This is a genomic window from Streptomyces sp. SYP-A7185, from assembly GCF_046103685.1.
GTDB lineage: Bacteria > Actinomycetota > Actinomycetes > Streptomycetales > Streptomycetaceae > Streptomyces.
Window position 1 is genome coordinate 2,076,674 of sequence record NZ_CP122310.1, and the last position, 15,156, is coordinate 2,091,829.

The window sequence follows — 15,156 nt, forward strand, 5'->3', positions numbered from 1 at the left end:
GCGGGAGCCGGACGGCTCCCGCCCCTTCCTCATGGCCGGGGCGGGGCCGGGAACGACGGCTCGAACTCCTCGACGACGCGCAGGGTGTCGCCCAGGGTCCGCACGAGCAGATCGCAGACGGTCTCGCGCGTCAGCCCCCGGCGGCCGATCCAGTCGAGCGTGACGCCCTCGACGCTGCACAGCCAGCCGAGCAGCGCGGTGCGCGCCAGCTCCGGGATGTCCCGGCGGCCGTACGCCCCGTCGGAGATCGCCCCGATCAGCGCCTCGCGCACCCCGTCGCGAATGGCCTGCACCTCGGCGTCGAACCCGACACCGCCGCTGATGATCGTGCGGTACGCCGCCTGATGGTGCTCGGCGTAGCGCAGATAGCCGTCGATGGTGCTGTGCACGCGCTCCACGGGCGGCAGGTCGTCGTGGCGCCCGGCGCGCTCGACCAGCTCCGCGACCGAGTCCTCGATGATCGCGAGGTAGTAGCCGCGCTTGGACTTGAAGTAGTAGTAGATCAACCCCTTGGCCACACTCGCCTGCTTGGCGATGTCGTCCATCGACAGGGCGTCGTACGACGTGTCGGCGAACAACTTCCGCCCGATGGTGATGAGTTCGGCGCGGCGCGCCACGGATCGGTCGGTGCCGCGCGCCTGCGGACGGGTGACCACGGGACGGTCGGTGCCGCGCTGTTGACTATTATTCAATTTCGGCCCTAGTCTCCAACTGCCTCGGGAATCCGCAGTATGGCAGAAGCACGCCACCTGCCGGTTCTGCGCCCGACGGCGCTCTCTCACGCACTCCCCCTACGCACACGGACCGCCGTACGGGAGGAAGACTCATGAGCGCAGCGCGTACCCCCTTGCCCCAGGGCAGAACCTCCTGGAAGAAGACGGCCGTCGTGGCCCTGCCGGCCGTCCTGGCCGTCGGCGCGATGGCCTCCGTGATGGCCGAGGGGGCGCTCGCCGCCTCGTTCGCCGTCTCGGGCACCAGCTTCCAGGTGTCGTCCGGCAAGCTGACCAGCGAGGGCCTGTCCTCCTACGTACAGACCGACCGGGACATCGACGGCAAGGGGCACCCGGTGGCGCTCCTCGGGATCGGTGACGCGACCCTCTCCGACATCTGCCAGGCCGCCGAGGTCAAGACCCCGGTCGGCACCGTGGTGTTCAAACTGACCGCGGGCGGTCCCGCGGGCCAGGTCACCGCGAGCAACCTCATCATCGACGGCGAGGACCTGGAGGGCGACGCCCGCTTCGGCACGGCGGAGATCGGACGGGACGCCTCGACCCTCGACGAGGTGTCCGGGATCAAGGGCGAGAAAGGGAAGTTCGGGCTCCAGGCCGGGGACATCACCGTCTCCGGGGTGAAGTCCCACGCCTGGTCGGCGACCGGCGGGAACTTCCGGCTCAAGGGCATGAAGCTCGACGTCAGCATCGGCGGCAAGAAGTGCTTCTGACCGGCGGCCGGCGGGCCGGGGTCAGGGCGTGGGCCCGGGACGGCGGCGGGTGGCTCGACGAGCGCCTGCCGCTGCGGGAGGCCCGCCGGGTGCTGCGCGGGTGGCGGCGCACGCGGCCCTTCTGGGGCGGCCTGCTGCTGATCCTGGGCGGGGCCGAGCTGCTCCTCGTGCCGCTGTCGCCGCTGACCGTCCTGGTCAGCCTGGGGCTCGGCGGGCTCGCGGCGATCGGCATCGGACTCGCCCTGATCGCCGCCGGGATCTTCCTGTGGCTGCTGCCGCACGCCCATCACTATGTGAGCGTCAACGCCCTGATCCTGTCCGTGCTCTCCTTCGCGGCCACTAATCTGGGCGGGTTCCTGGTGGGCATGGTGCTCGGCATCGTGGGCAGCGCGATGGGCTTCGGCTGGACTCCGGTGCCCGAGGGCGCCGAGGAGGACACCGAGCGGCCGCGGGCGCGCGACGGGCAGGGCACGCGGACGCTCGGCGTGCTGCTCCCGGTGGTCGTCGTCGGGGCGACGCTGTGGGGCGGGACTCCGGCGAAGGCGGCCCCCGGCGAGGCGATCACGGCGGCACGCACACCCCCGACGGTCACCACCACGCTCTTCTCGCCGCAGGGCTTCGTCCTGGCCGGCGTACGCGAGATTCCCACGGTCGACGGGCCGTTGAAGGTCATGGTGCTGCGGATGAAGGCCGCGTCGCTGACCGACTACCGGCTGACGACGCGCGACGGGAGCGAGGAACTCGCCCTGGGCGCCGACACCTTGGACCTCAGCGGTTCCGTCACGCTCTATCTGACCAAGTTCAAGGGCTGCCTGGAGGGGCTGCTCTGCATCACCTTCACGCCCGACAAGCTGCCGGTGCCGCCCGTCGTGCCGCCGTTCGTCTTCATGACGGACGTCCGGGCCGAGCAGGCCCTGGTCACCTCGGACGAGATCGTCGCGGGCGGGCTCACCCTGAAGGCGACGGCATGATCCAGATCCAGGCCGCCCTCTTCTGGGCGTACGCGATCGGCGCGACCTTCGCGCTCTCCGCGGCCCGGCAGCTCCAGGTCTGGGAGCGGATCAACGCGGGCGAGGGGCCGCGCACGCGCAGCCGCGCCGCCAACCCGTACCTGGCGCTCACCGCGCTGTTCGCGGCGGTCCTGATGGTGCCGACGGGGCTCTTCCTGCTCTGGCAGAACCCCGCGTGGACGACCATGCACGTGGCGCGGGGACACGACGGCGTGTGGGCGGGGTTCGTGCTCTTCTACGCGGGCGGGCTACCCGTCGCCGCGATCACCGGCTTCCTGGTGGCGCAGGGACTCGTCCTGGTGGGGGCCGGCTACTGGGCCTACCTCCAGTGCGTGGGCGGGTACTTCCTGCTCTTCGGGACGCTGGTCCACGGCTGGGACGGCCGGGGGTACGAGCGGTTCTTCTCCGCGGAGGCGCGGGACTTCGCGGACTGGCGGCAGGACAGCGTGGTCAACCACGTCCTGGACTTCCTGACGTCCGGGACGTTCCTGGCGCTGCTGATCTTCGGGGCGGCCGTGATCGGCACGATGCTGCTCACGCAGATCGGCTGGCTGACGGAGGGCTGGTCGCTGCCGGGCGCGGACGAGGACCGAAAGATCCACCGCCTCCTGGCGATCGCCGTCGCGGCGGCCGGGGTCTACGGCCTGCCGTTCGCCGGCGCGCTCGTCGCGAGCGTCCTCGTCCGCCTGCTGGGCGGGTGGATCGGCCTGCCGCTGTTCGCGGTGCTGGCTGGACTCACGCTGCTGGCGCGGCGGTCACCCGTGCGGTGGCTGTACGGCCTGGTGGGGGTGCCGGACCGGCACTGGCGGGCGGAGCTGCCTCCCCGTACGGACCAGGACGGCCCGGATCGCGGCGGTGAAGCGCACGACGGACCGGATCGCGGCGGACCGGTTCACGACGGACCGGATCGCGGCGGACCGGTTCACGACGGCCCCGGCCACGACGGCCCCGGCCACGGCGGTCAGGAGACCGGGGTCACAACAGACCGATCTGCGTGACGAGCATCGCAAGGACGACGACGAGCGTCCAGCCGAGGACGTGCTCCAGCACCTTCGGGCCGTCTTCCTTCGGCCCACCGGTGCGCGTGGTCGCGCGGGGCCCCGCGGTGGCGCGGGCGGCGGCAAGGGCGGTGGCAGCGGTCATGGCATCACTCGATACGTATGCGTCGTGCCTCTCGGCCCGACGTCCGGCAGCGGACTCCCCCCACTGACCCCACCACCTTGCCATCGGATTCCGCCGTCGCGGGCGAGAGCTTGGTCACTCATCGGCCGGATTCCGCACAACTCGGGACGAGTGCCGTGCGTCTCACTGTCAACGGCGGGGCTCACCCCCAGGCGCACCCCCGCCGTCTCGTCCGCGCAACCATCCGACCGAAAGGTTCCCGATGAGCACGTTCCGGATGAGTACGAACCGGACGCACCGCCGCAGAGTGCGGCTCGCTCTCGCGGTCGCCGTCACCCTGACGGCGGCCCTCACCGGCACGGTGTCGCAGGCCGCGCCGTCCGCGACCGGGTCACCCAGCCCCGGCGCGCCCGGCCTGGGCGACCCGATGTTCCCGCTGGACGGCAACGGCGGATACCGGGTCGACCGCTACACCCTGGACTTCGACTGGCAGGCCCCGAGGACGCCGTTCGAGGCGACGGCGACGATCAAGGCGACCGCGACCCAGTCGCTCTCCCGCTTCAACCTCGACTTCGGGGGCAACACCCTGCACGGCGTACGGATCGACGGCTCCGCCGCGGGCACGACCCGGGCCGGGGACGAGCTGACGGTCACGCCCAAGTCCCCGATCGCCAAGGGCCGTACGTTCACCGCCAAGGTCACGTACACCGCGGACCCGACGCAGACGCGCCACCGTGACGACGCCATCGAGGACTACGGCTGGATCCCCACCGCCGACGGCACGGTGGTCTACCCCCAGCCGAACGGAGCCCGGCTGATCTTCCCGGCCAACGACCACCCCAGCCAGCGCGCGCCGATCACCTTCCGCATCACCACGCCCAAGGACCTGACGGCGGTCGCGAACGGCCGGCTCGTCGACCGGGCGGAGCGCCCCGGCGACCGGGTGCGCTGGACGTACGACTCCGAACAGCCGCTGTCCACGCAGCTGGTGCAGCTGGCGGTCGGCAAGTTCACGCTGGTCGACGGCGAGGGCCCGGGCGGGCTGCCGCTGCGGGACGTCGTCCCCGACGCCCTGGTCGAGCCGACGGCGGAGTACCGCGCACTCACCCCGGACCATCTCGCCTGGCTCCAGGAGAAGCTGGGCCCCTATCCCTTCAACCGCTACGGCCTCCTGGTCGGCGACACGGACCTGGCCGTCGCCCTGGAGACCCAGACCCTCTCGCTGATCCCGAAGGCCGACCTCCTGGGCACGAAGGTCGACGCCGAGCGGAACATGGTGCACGAGCTGACCCACCAGTGGTTCGGCGACAGCGTGGCCCTGAAGGGCTGGTCCGACCTGTGGGTGAGCGAGGGGCACGCCCGGTTCTACGAACGGATGTACTCCGAGGAGCACGGCGGCGACAGCTTCGAGGCCGCCATGAAGACGGCTTACGCGGCGCACGACCAGTGGCGCCACGACGTGGGCGCCCCCGCGGAGCCGACCGAGCCGAACCTCTTCAAGCGCATGCGGTACGACGGCTCGGCCCTGGTCCTGTACGCCCTGCGGGAGCAGGTCGGCAACGCCACGTTCGAGAAGATCGAGCGGGCCTGGGTGAGCGGCTTCCGCGGGAAGACCGCGAGCACCCAGCAGTTCATCGACCTGGCGTCGAAGGTCGCGGGCGAGGACCTGGAGGGCTTCCTGCGGCCGTGGCTGTACGGCCCGAAGACACCGCCCATGCCGGGGCACCCGGACTGGGTGGTGACCCCGGTCCAGGACTGAGGCCCGTCCGTCGTCTGGCGGCGGCGTTCGTGTGAAGTGGCCTGTCGGACGCTTGTACGGGCCGATCCGGGGCTAGGTTGGGCCACCCGTCGAACTGGGAGGTCTCATGGCGGACCACGAGCAGGAGCGGAAGCGACCCGCGTTGCTGGGCACGGAGATGCGGGAGGCGACGTTGCCGGACGGTTCCCAGGCGGTGATCGTCGTCGCGGCCGGCACCTCCCAGACGGAGGTGGACGAAAAGGCCGCAAGAATGCGCCGCACACCCCCCGCCCCGAAGTAACCCCCGAAACACCCGACGGCCCCTCCCCCACCCGGGGAGGGGCCGTCGCGGTCCTGCTTGCCGGGCTGACCTCAGTGAATCCCCACGTCCGCCAGCGCCTTCTTCTGCTTGGCCGAGAGTTTCGTCGGGAAGTACAGGTAGCAGACGCCTCCCGTGCCCGAGACGACCTTGCCCGTGGCGTTGTGGCGCTTCGTGCGGAGCCAGATGTTCTCCCACTCGCGGCGCTTGTAGATCCTGCGTACCGCCTCGTTGCTCGGTGAGGCCGGGTCGTTGGCGATCACGTCGCCCTTCCGGGTGAAGCCGATCACCGTCATCAGGTGGCCCGCCGTGCCGTAACCGGCGCCCGTCAGCTCCTCCTTGAGGAACGACTGGGACGTTATGGCCGGGATGCCCGCGGCGATCAGCGACTCCAGTTCCGTGAGCGAGGCCAGGCGGGTCACCACGCCCTGCATGTCCTTGTACGTCGACGCGTAAGCCGCGTTGAAGGGCCAGTTGCCGCAGCCCGCGTACTGGTAGTCGAAGACCTGGCGTGCCGCGTGGCACACCTGCGGGTCGGCGTAGGAAGGGTCGACCCAGGCGAGGTCGGCGGCGGTCGGCTTGCGGCCCCAGAACTCTATGATCATCTGCGAGGAGGTGGGGCTGCACCAGGCCTCGCCGCCGTTGTCGTACTCGGGGTACTGCCCGGCGTGGATCTCCTGGGAGTAGCGCGGGACCTTCAGCTCCTTGGCGAGCCCCGGCTCGGACGCCGGGACCGTGAAGCGGTCGGGGACGGCGGACGCCATCGCGCCGAGCCGCCAGACGGTCGGGCTCTCCGTCGCGCCCGGCTTGCGGTAGAGGGTCAGGCGCAGACGGTACGAGACGAGGCGCAGGCCCGTCGTCGTGTCGTCGATGGAGAAAGTGTCCGTCCAGATGCTCGACTTGCCGTCGCTCTGGTCGTCGACCGACGTACGGCGGATGTCCTTGTCCTTGTCGTCGCCCGAGGCCCAGCGGCCCAGGACGTACCAAGGGGTCTTCGCCTGGTCCGAGTACGTTCCCTGGAGCTCGACCTGGAGCCACGTCCCGGCGGGGGTGCGGGCGTTCCAGGAGGCGATGACCTCCGTCGCGGGGACGGCGGGGCGGTGCACCGGCGAGGTCCACCGGGCGTACTCCCAGGTGGCGGTCTTGCCGGTGTGCGGATCCGCGTAGTCGGTGCGGCCCGCGGCCTCGGCGATCTCCACGGCCGGGCGGGCCCCGGAGACGGCGCGGGTGCCGTCGGCGGTTCCGGCGCTCCAGTCCGCGTGCGAGGACCAGAAGCGGTTGCTCACGGGCCGCTTCGCGCGGGGCGCGGGGCGGCCCGCACCCGCGGCGAGCGCCGGGCTCGCGGTGGCGGCAAGCGCCGCCACGGCAGCGGCCGCGGACAGGACGGTTCTGCGGGACATGTCATCAGCTCGGTCCATGGCGGGACCCCCAGTCGACGTGGGTTCCGGAGGGATCCGGAAGGGGCAGGTCAGGTGCAGGGCGGTAGGCCAACTATGGCTGCTCCACGCCGACTTCTGCCAGCGCTTCGACCACCACCGCGTCCGCCAATATTGGCCTCGACCACTGGCGTGAGCTGCGACGGCGCGCGGAGGGGGCAATTCCGCACCCGTACGCTTGACGCGATGAGCGCACACGTCACTCCCTTGCCCCGCGTCGCCGCGGAACTGCTGCGGCTGCCGCCCTCCTGCGGCCCCGTCCGCCTCGTCGCGGTCGACGGGCACGCGGGCTCCGGCAAGTCGACGTTCGCGGACCGCCTGGCCGAGGCGCTCGGGGGCGCGCCCGTCCTGCGCCTCGACGACATCGCGAGCCACGCGGCGCTGTTCGACTGGACGGAGCGGCTGCGGAGCCAGGTCCTCGTGCCGCTCTCGCGCGGCGAGACGGCGCACTACGAGCCGTACGACTGGCACGCGTGCCGCTTCGGACCGGGGACCCGCGCCCTGCCGCCCACCCCCGTGGTCCTCGTCGAGGGGGTCGGTGCGGGGCGCCGCGCGCTGCGTCCGCTCCTGGCGCGGCTGCTGTGGATGGAGCTGCCCCGCGACGAGTCCTGGGGGCGCGGACGCCATCGGGACGGAGCGGTCCAGAGCGACTTCTGGGACGGATGGGAACCGGCGGAGCGCCGGCACTTCGCGGAAGACCCTTCGCGCCCCTTCGCTCAGTCTTTGGTGCGACAGAGGCGCGAGGGATATGAGGTGCTGCCGGGACCCAGTGGGACGGCTGCACAGACCCAAACCGTAACGCAGGGTGACGGCCCATCGGCGGTCAGCTGAACCTCGCAAAGAGCGCTCCCAGAACTTCGCGCCAGTTTTCATCAGTGCCCCAACTCGGCTTGACCGAGGGCCCTTACAGGACTTACGTTCTGAATGTGCGGCCTTTCGGGGTCGCCCGCAGACGCGAAGCCCCCGGTTGTTCCCCCGTGATCGGGGGCTTCGTTCTGCCCCCCGACCTCGCATTCCGGACGCTGCGAGCCGCCTTTCGCTCACCCTGGGTGACGACGGGCCTCCCCTTCACCTGCCTGATCCCGCGCTGCGGCACCCTACGGCCGAGCGCTCCCCCGCAGGTACGATGCCTTTCGGTGCGTTTTACGGACGGCTGCTCTGCGCACCGGAACAACGTCCGTCCGCAGCACGGCGGTTCAGCGAAGTTGCCGACGGACACCGGTCCGGCGGTACACAAACGGGGGCACGGTTTGTGGGGGACGTGATGGACTTCGACGCGGTGGGCTCACCCGCCCCGGCCGACCTCGCCTGGCTGAGGGGCGTCGACGCCTACACGATGGGCGCCTATCCGCAGGCGGAGGAGGAGTTCCGGGCCGCGGTGCGGATGGATCCGGGGATGGCCGACGGCTGGCTCGGACTGCACGCGCTGCGCATCGACACGACGACGGCGCTCCTGCGGATGTTCCAGCACCGGGACAGGTTCGGCGAACAGCGCGCCCGGCACGGGCGCACGCTCAACTCCTGGTACTGGCTGGGATGGTGGGTCCAGCCCGTCCTGGAGAGCACGCGCGACCTGCTGCTGGCGCACGCCTCGCACTGGCTCGACGGCCGCCATGTCCCCGAGCTCGACCGGGCGTTGGCGGGCCTGCCGCCGGTCGACGCGGATCCGCAGGTGCGGTTCCTGCACGCCTGCCGGTCCTATCTGGTCAAGGACTGGGAGCAGTTGGTCCGGCACACGGACTCGCTCATCGACGACGCCATGCTGGGCATCGAGGCGGGCCTCTTCGGAGGCATGGCCCGCGTCCGCCTGGAGATGTACGGCCAGGCGGAGCCGCTCCTGTCCTCCGCCCTGATGCGCTGCCGCAGCGAGCAGCCCCAGCGCAAGGAGCTGCGCTACTGGCTGGCCCGCGCGCACGAGGGCACCGGCCGCTCGGCGGCGGCCCTGCCGCTGTACCGCGCGGTGCACCGGGTGGACCCCTCCTTCATGGACACCTCCGCACGGCTCGCGGCGATCTCCGAGGGCGACGGGTACGACGAGGTCACCGACCTGGCGGCGATCGCCCTGACCGGCTTCGGGCAGGACGTGATGGACGGCCCCGACGGGATCGACCCGCTGTTCGGCACGGAGGGCCGCGACCTGAAGGTGACCGACCCGGAACTGCCCTCCACCGGCGGCGCCGGCGCCGACTCGGTGCGCGAGAAGGCGGTGATCCCCATCCAGCCGGGGGTGCCGCAGCTGCCGCCCGGCCCCACCGACCCGGCCCTCCTGGAGGCCGCCCTCGCCGAACTGGAGGGGATGGTGGGCCTGGAGCCGGTCAAGCGGCAGGTGAAGGCCCTCTCGGCGCAGCTGAACATGGCGCGCCTGCGGGCCGCGCAGGGCCTGCCCGTACAGCCGCCGAAACGACACTTCGTCTTCTCCGGCCCCTCCGGCACCGGCAAGACCACCGTGGCCCGCATCCTGGGACGCGCGTTCTACGCCCTGGGCCTGCTGGGCGGCGACCACCTGGTGGAGGCGCAGCGCGCCGACCTCGTCGGCGAGTATCTCGGCCAGACCGCCGTGAAGGCCAACGAACTGATCGACTCGGCGATCGGCGGCGTCCTCTTCGTGGACGAGGCCTACTCCCTGTCCAACTCGGGCTACGGCAAGGGCGACGCGTACGGCGACGAGGCCCTCCAGGTGCTGCTCAAGCGCGCCGAGGACAACCGCGACCACCTGGTCGTGATCCTCGCGGGCTACCCCGAGGGCATGGACCGCCTCCTCGCCGCCAACCCCGGGCTCTCGTCGCGCTTCACCACCCGCGTGGACTTCCCCTCGTACCGCCCTCTGGAGCTCACCTCGATCGGTGAGGTCCTGGCGGCCGACAACGGCGACGTCTGGGACGAGGAGGCGCTCGACGAGCTGCGCTCCATCAGCGGGCACGTCGTCCACCAGGCCTGGATCGACGAGCTGGGCAACGGCCGCTTCCTGCGCACGCTCTACGAGAAGAGCTGCGCCTACCGCGATCTGCGCCTGTCGGGCTATGCCGGCGAACCGAGCCGTGACGACTTGTCGACCCTGCGGCTCCCCGACCTGATGCAGGCGTACGGAGAGGTGCTCTCGGGGCGGGGGCCCCAGGACCCGCCGCGGGTCTGAGACCCCGCGCCCGCCCCGGGGCCGCCGCCCCGCACGCTCACACCAGGGCCCGGTCCTGCGCCTGCCAGCTCTTCTGCGCCTTCTGTGCGTTCTGCGCCTCCTGGGCCTCCTGGGCCTCCTGGGACGCGCGGGGCACCGCCACCCGGTGCGCCGGGTCGCACACCTCGCCGACAAGCAGCTCCAGTACGTCCTCCAGGGCCACCAGGCCGAGCACCTTGCCCGAGGCGTCGGCGACCTGCGCCAGATGCGTCGCGGCGCGGCGCATCACCGTCAGGGCGTCGTCCAGGGGCAGTTCGGCGCGCAGGGTCGTCATCGGGCGCCACACCTGCTGCGGCACCGCGCGGTCCGTCCCCGCCCCCTCGGTGAGGTCGAGCACGTCCTTCACGTGCAGGTAGCCCATGAAGGCGCCGTTCTCCGCGCACACCGGGAAGCGGGAGTAGCCGGTGCGCCCGGTGAGTCCGATGACCTGGGCGGGGGTGACCCCGGGGCCCACGGTCACCAGGGACGCCCGGTCGAGCAGGACGTCCGTCACCGGGCGCGAGCCCAGCTCCAGCGCGTCCTCCAGGCGCTCCTGCTCCTCGGGTTCGAGCAGCCCCGCCTCGCCCGAGTCGCCGACGAGGCGGTTGAGCTGCTCGCTGGTGAAGACGGCCTCGACCTCGTCCTTCGGCTCGACCCCGAAGAGCTTCAGGACGAGCCGCGCGCACGCCCCGAGCGCCACCGTCACCGGCCGGCACAGACGGGCGAAGGCGACGAGACCGGGGCTGAACCAGAGCGCGGTCTTCTCCGGGGCGGCCATCGCCAGGTTCTTCGGGACCATCTCGCCGACGACGAGGTGCAGGAAGACCACCACGGCGAGCGCGATGGCGTACCCGAGCGGATGGATCGCCCCTTCGGGGACGTGCGCCGCCGCGAAGACGGGCTCCAGCAGATGCGCGACGGTGGGCTCGGCGACCGCGCCGAGCGTCAGCGAGCACACGGTGATGCCGAACTGGGCGGCCGCCATCATCTGCGGCAGGTGTTCGAGGCCGTACAGGACCTGGCGGGCCCGCTTGCCGTCCAGCGGCTCGATCTGGCTGCGGCGCACGGAGACGAGCGCGAACTCGGCCCCGACGAAGAAGCCGTTGGCGAGGACGAGGAGCAGGGCGAACAGGAGTTGGAGCATGCTCATCGGGCGGCCTCCACCACGCTCTTGGCCTCGGGGGCATCGCCGGCATCAGGGGCATCAGTCGCCCGCGGGACCCGTACGAGACGGACCCGCTCGGCGCGGTAGTGGTCGACCTGGCGCACCGCGAGGCGCCAGCCGGGAAGTTCGGCGCGGTCGCCGGGCGCGGGGATGCGGCCGAGGAGATCGGCGACCAGCCCCGCCACGGTCTCGTACGGCCCCTCGGGGACGTCGAGTCCTATCCGCTGGAGGGTGTCGACGCGGCAGCTGCCGTCCGCGTCCCAGGCGGGCCGGCCGTCCTCGGCCGGCGCCGCGGCGATGTCCGGCAGGTCGAGCAGGTCGTGCTCGTCGCGGACCTCGCCGACGAGCTCCTCGACGATGTCCTCCAGGGTGACCACGCCCGCCGTGCCGCCGTACTCGTCCACGACGACGGCTATCGGCTGCTGACTGCGCAGCTGTTCCAGGAGCTGGCGCACGGGCAGCGTCTCGGGGACCAGGAGGGGCGTCTGCGCGATGCGGCCGACGGGTGCCCGCAGGCGCTCGTGGGCCGGGACCGCGAGGGCGTCCTTGAGGTGCACCATGCCGACGATCTCGTCGATGCGCTCCCGGTAGACGGGGAAGCGCGAGAGACCGGTGGCGCGGGTCAGGTTCACCACGTCCTCCGCGGTGGCGGACGTCTGGAGGGCGCTGACCTTCACGCGCGGGGTCATGACGTGCTGCGCGGTCAGCTCGCCCAGGGACAGCGTGCGGACGAACAGGTCCGCCGTGTCCTGTTCGAGGGTGCCGGCCTGGGCCGAGTGCCGGGCCAGGGAGACCAGTTCGCCGGGGGTGCGGGCCGAGGCCAGCTCGTCGGCCGGCTCGACGCCCAGCAGCCGCACGAGCCGGTTGGCCGTGGCGTTCAGGAGGGAGATCACGGGCCGGAAGAGGCGCGAGAAGGCGTGCTGCGGGCCCGCGACGAACCGCGCGACCTGGAGCGGCCTGGACACCGCCCAGTTCTTCGGGACCAGCTCGCCGATGACCATCTGCACGGCGGACGCCAGGAGCATGCCGACGACCACGCAGACGCCCGGTACGGCGCCTTCGGGGAGGCCGGTCGCCGTGAACGGGCCCGCGAGCAGCTGCGCGAGGGCCGGTTCGGCGAGCATGCCGACGACGAGCGAGGTGATGGTGATGCCGAGCTGGGTGCCGGAGAGCTGGAAGGACAGCTCCTTGAGGGCGTCGACGACCGTACGGGCCCGTCGGTCGCCTTCGGCGGCGGCCTTCTCGGCGTCCGGGCGCTCCACGGTGACGAGCCCGAACTCGGCGGCCACGAAGAAGCCGTTGGCCAGGATCAGCAGGAATGCCGCCCCGAGAAGCAGCAGGGATGTGGTCATGCCGCCGCCTCCCTGGTGTGTCCGGTCCCGGAGGGCCTGGAGGGGGCGGCGCATGTACTACAGGACGAACCGTCCATCGCCGGAGGGAGTCACTCCTCGGGTAGCAGGAGCCCCTGTGGACCGGGCGGGCCCGACAGGGGCGGGGCGGCACACCATGCGTGCCCCGCCACCAGATTAATCACGACCGGGCCGCGAGCGTCAGCCCTGCGGGGTCCGGGCGTCGGCGAGGGCACGCAGCGCGCGGGCGTCGCTGATGGCCCGCTGCTTGGCGATGCCCGGCTGGATGCCCATGGCGGGCAGGCTGGTGCCGTCGCTGAGGTTGAGGAACACCCACGGGTCGCCGGGGCGCAGGTTGACCTGGACGATCTCGGCCCAGGCCAGGCGCCTGCTGGTGGCGATGTTGACGACGGTCACGCCGGACTCGTCGGCGACGACCTTGGGCCTGCTCAGGAGCATCAGGACACCGAGGAGCAGCACGCCGGTGAAGATGAAGCTGAGCCGCTCCCCCGGGCTGAGGCCCGGGATGAGCAGCGCGATCACCGTGAGGACCACGAGGATCGCGGCGCCCGCGCTGAGCAGGACGGCCCGGGTCCTGCTCGGCCGGAAGGTGACGGGCAGGGCGGGGATGTCGGTCTGTTCGGTCATGGCCGTGGTCTCCTGCCGGCGGTCAGAGGCGGCAGGCGTGGATGGCCGTGGTCAGGATGGCCCGCGCCCCGATGGCGTAGAGGTCGTCCATGATCCGCTGGGCCTCCTTGGCCGGGACCATGGACCGGACGGCGACCCAGCCTTCGTTGTGCAGCGGGGAGATCGTCGGCGACTCCAGGCCCGGGGTGAGGGCGACGGCCTGCTCCAGGTGCTCGGCACGGCAGTCGTAGTCCATCATCACGTACGCCCGGGCGACCAGGACGCCCTGGAGGCGGCGCAGGAACTGCTGGACCTTGGGGTCGTCGTCGGCCGCTCCGGTGCGCCGGATGACGACCGCCTCGGACTTCATGATCGGCTCGCCGAACACTTCGAGGCCCGCGTTGCGCAGCGAGGTGCCGGTCTCCACGACGTCCGCGATGACCTGGGCGACGCCCAGCTCGATGGCGGTCTCGACGGCGCCGTCCAGGTGGACGACGGAGGCGTCGATGCCGCTGTCCGCGAGGTGCTTGGCGACGATGCCCTCGTACGAGGTCGCGACGGTCTTGCCCGCGAGGTCCGCGATGGTGTTCGCGGTGCCCGGCTTGGCGGCGAAGCGGAAGGTGGAGCGGGCGAAGCCGAGCGGCAGGATCGTCTCGGCGTTCGCACCGGAGTCGATCAGGAGGTCCTGGCCGGTGATGCCGATGTCGAGCTTGCCGGCCGAGACATAGATCGCGATGTCCTTGGGCCGGAGGTAGAAGAACTCGACTTCGTTGTCCGGGTCGACGAGGACGAGCTCCTTGGACTCCTTGCGCTGCTGGTATCCGGCCTCATGGAGCATCGCCGACGCAGGTCCGGACAGTGAACCCTTGTTGGGGACGGCGATGCGCAGCATGAGGACGGATTCCTTTGCGTTCAGGGGAGTTCGGGTGAGCTGAGGGGCTGGGGCGTACGGCTCAGAGGTGGGCGTACACGTCGTCGAGGGAGATGCCGCGGGCGACCATCATCACCTGTACGTGGTACAGGAGCTGCGAGATCTCCTCGGCCGCGGCTTCCTTGCCCTCGTGCTCGGCGGCCATCCAGACTTCGGCGGCCTCCTCGACGACCTTCTTGCCGATGGCATGGACGCCCTTGTCGACCAGCTCGGCGGTGCGCGACGTGGCGGGGTCGCCGTTGGCGGCCTTGTGCTGGAGCTCGGTGAAGAGCTCCTCGAAAGTCTTCTTGGACATGATGTCGCTTACTTTACGCGGCTCGCCGGCCCCGCTCACCGCCAGGGTTCGGAGATCGTACGCAGCGTGGTCGCGGTGGCGACGGCGGCGGTGACCGCTTCGTGCCCCTTGTCCTCGCGGGAGCCCTCGATGCCCGCCCGGTCCAGGGCCTGCTCCTCGGTGTCACAGGTGAGGACGCCGAAGCCGATGGGCACGCCGGTGTCGACCGTGACCTGGGTCAGGCCCTGGGTGACGCCCTGGCACACGTACTCGAAGTGCGGTGTTCCGCCGCGGATGACGACGCCGAGGGCCACGATCGCGTCGTAGCCGCGGCCCGCGAGGACCTTGGCGACGACCGGCAGCTCGAAGCTGCCGGGGACGCGCAGGACGGTCGGCTCGTCGATGCCGAGCTCGTGCAGGGCGCGCAGGGCGCCGTCGACGAGGCCGTCCATGACCTTCTCGTGCCACTGGGCGGCGATCACCGCGACCCGCAGGTCGCCGCAGTTCTTCACGGTCAGTTCGGGTGCACCCTTGCCGCTCACGCGCTTCTCCTGGTCGCTCTGGCAGTTCTTCTGCGTTCGGTTCTTCTGTGT

At 71.4% G+C, this 15,156-nt stretch carries 16 protein-coding genes; 7 read left to right on the forward strand and 9 right to left on the reverse strand.

The features are described from left to right. Positions 1–29 precede the first annotated feature (29 nt). Positions 30–692, reverse strand: coding sequence for a TetR/AcrR family transcriptional regulator (locus tag QBL25_RS08940; protein WP_409056484.1), 663 nt, complete (start codon positions 690–692; stop codon positions 30–32). A gap of 134 nt (positions 693–826) precedes the next feature. Here QBL25_RS08940 and QBL25_RS08945 point away from each other — a divergent pair, with 134 nt between their 5' ends. Genes QBL25_RS08945 through QBL25_RS08955 form a run of 3 tightly spaced genes read left to right on the forward strand, consistent with a single transcriptional unit; the run spans position 827 to position 3,449 of the window. After that, positions 827–1,441 (forward strand): DUF6230 family protein, encoded by a 615-nt coding sequence (locus QBL25_RS08945; protein WP_409056485.1) that lies wholly within the window; start codon positions 827–829, stop codon positions 1,439–1,441. After that, a complete protein-coding gene (locus QBL25_RS08950; protein WP_409056486.1) occupies positions 1,432–2,412 on the forward strand; it encodes a DUF6114 domain-containing protein in 981 nt (326 codons plus the stop codon). Before QBL25_RS08945 ends, QBL25_RS08950 begins: the two co-directional genes overlap by 10 nt. Continuing rightward, a complete protein-coding gene (locus QBL25_RS08955) occupies positions 2,409–3,449 on the forward strand; it encodes a hypothetical protein (protein ID WP_409056487.1) in 1,041 nt (346 codons plus the stop codon). The genes QBL25_RS08950 and QBL25_RS08955 overlap by 4 nt, the downstream gene beginning before the upstream one ends. Here the strand turns inward: QBL25_RS08955 and QBL25_RS08960 are convergent. Then, positions 3,427–3,594 (reverse strand): SCO1431 family membrane protein, encoded by a 168-nt coding sequence (locus QBL25_RS08960; protein WP_409056488.1) that lies wholly within the window; start codon positions 3,592–3,594, stop codon positions 3,427–3,429. The two genes, QBL25_RS08955 and QBL25_RS08960, sit on opposite strands and share 23 nt — an antisense overlap. A 256-nt stretch (positions 3,595–3,850) precedes the next feature. Between QBL25_RS08960 and QBL25_RS08965 the strand changes: the two genes are divergently transcribed. Next, positions 3,851–5,332 carry a M1 family metallopeptidase gene (locus QBL25_RS08965; RefSeq protein ID WP_409056489.1) on the forward strand — a complete coding sequence of 494 codons (1,482 nt, stop codon included), beginning with the start codon at positions 3,851–3,853 and terminating at the stop codon, positions 5,330–5,332. 106 nt (positions 5,333–5,438) lie between these two features. Beyond that, entirely contained in the window at positions 5,439–5,612 is a 174-nt protein-coding gene (locus QBL25_RS08970; RefSeq protein ID WP_409056490.1) for a hypothetical protein, read from the forward strand. Positions 5,613–5,683: 71 nt separating this feature from the next. Here the strand turns inward: QBL25_RS08970 and QBL25_RS08975 are convergent, their stop codons facing one another. After that, positions 5,684–7,048 (reverse strand): peptidase C39 family protein, encoded by a 1,365-nt coding sequence (locus QBL25_RS08975; RefSeq protein WP_409056491.1) that lies wholly within the window; start codon positions 7,046–7,048, stop codon positions 5,684–5,686. A gap of 204 nt (positions 7,049–7,252) precedes the next feature. Between QBL25_RS08975 and QBL25_RS08980 the strand changes: the two genes are divergently transcribed. Both QBL25_RS08980 and QBL25_RS08985 read left to right on the forward strand, forming a co-directional pair. Then, the gene (locus QBL25_RS08980) at positions 7,253–7,897 is read left to right on the forward strand and encodes a uridine kinase (protein ID WP_409056492.1); all 645 of its coding nucleotides are present in this window, start codon (positions 7,253–7,255) and stop codon (positions 7,895–7,897) included. A 433-nt stretch (positions 7,898–8,330) separates the two neighbouring features. Then, positions 8,331–10,199, forward strand: a complete 1,869-nt coding sequence (locus tag QBL25_RS08985; RefSeq protein WP_409056493.1) for an AAA family ATPase — start codon at positions 8,331–8,333, stop codon at positions 10,197–10,199. Between the two features lie 37 nt (positions 10,200–10,236). Here the strand turns inward: QBL25_RS08985 and QBL25_RS08990 are convergent, their stop codons facing one another. The 6 genes from QBL25_RS08990 to ribH all read right to left on the reverse strand — a co-directional run bounded on the left by QBL25_RS08990 (position 10,237) and on the right by ribH (position 15,105). Beyond that, positions 10,237–11,367, reverse strand: coding sequence for a hemolysin family protein (locus QBL25_RS08990; protein WP_409056494.1), 1,131 nt, complete (start codon positions 11,365–11,367; stop codon positions 10,237–10,239). Continuing rightward, on the reverse strand, positions 11,364–12,734 hold the full coding sequence (locus QBL25_RS08995; RefSeq protein ID WP_409056495.1) for a hemolysin family protein: 1,371 nt from the start codon (positions 12,732–12,734) through the stop codon (positions 11,364–11,366). The genes QBL25_RS08990 and QBL25_RS08995 overlap by 4 nt, the downstream gene beginning before the upstream one ends. 198 nt (positions 12,735–12,932) lie before the next feature. Beyond that, positions 12,933–13,379, reverse strand: coding sequence for a PH domain-containing protein (locus QBL25_RS09000; RefSeq protein WP_409056496.1), 447 nt, complete (start codon positions 13,377–13,379; stop codon positions 12,933–12,935). Between the two features lie 22 nt (positions 13,380–13,401). Then, positions 13,402–14,250 (reverse strand): ATP phosphoribosyltransferase, encoded by an 849-nt coding sequence (gene hisG / locus QBL25_RS09005; RefSeq protein ID WP_409056497.1) that lies wholly within the window; start codon positions 14,248–14,250, stop codon positions 13,402–13,404. A 61-nt stretch (positions 14,251–14,311) separates the two neighbouring features. Then, entirely contained in the window at positions 14,312–14,584 is a 273-nt protein-coding gene (locus QBL25_RS09010) for a phosphoribosyl-ATP diphosphatase (protein WP_055564821.1), read from the reverse strand. A 35-nt stretch (positions 14,585–14,619) separates the two neighbouring features. Next, positions 14,620–15,105, reverse strand: coding sequence for a 6,7-dimethyl-8-ribityllumazine synthase (gene ribH / locus QBL25_RS09015; RefSeq protein ID WP_409056498.1), 486 nt, complete (start codon positions 15,103–15,105; stop codon positions 14,620–14,622). Positions 15,106–15,156: the final 51 nt, after the last annotated feature.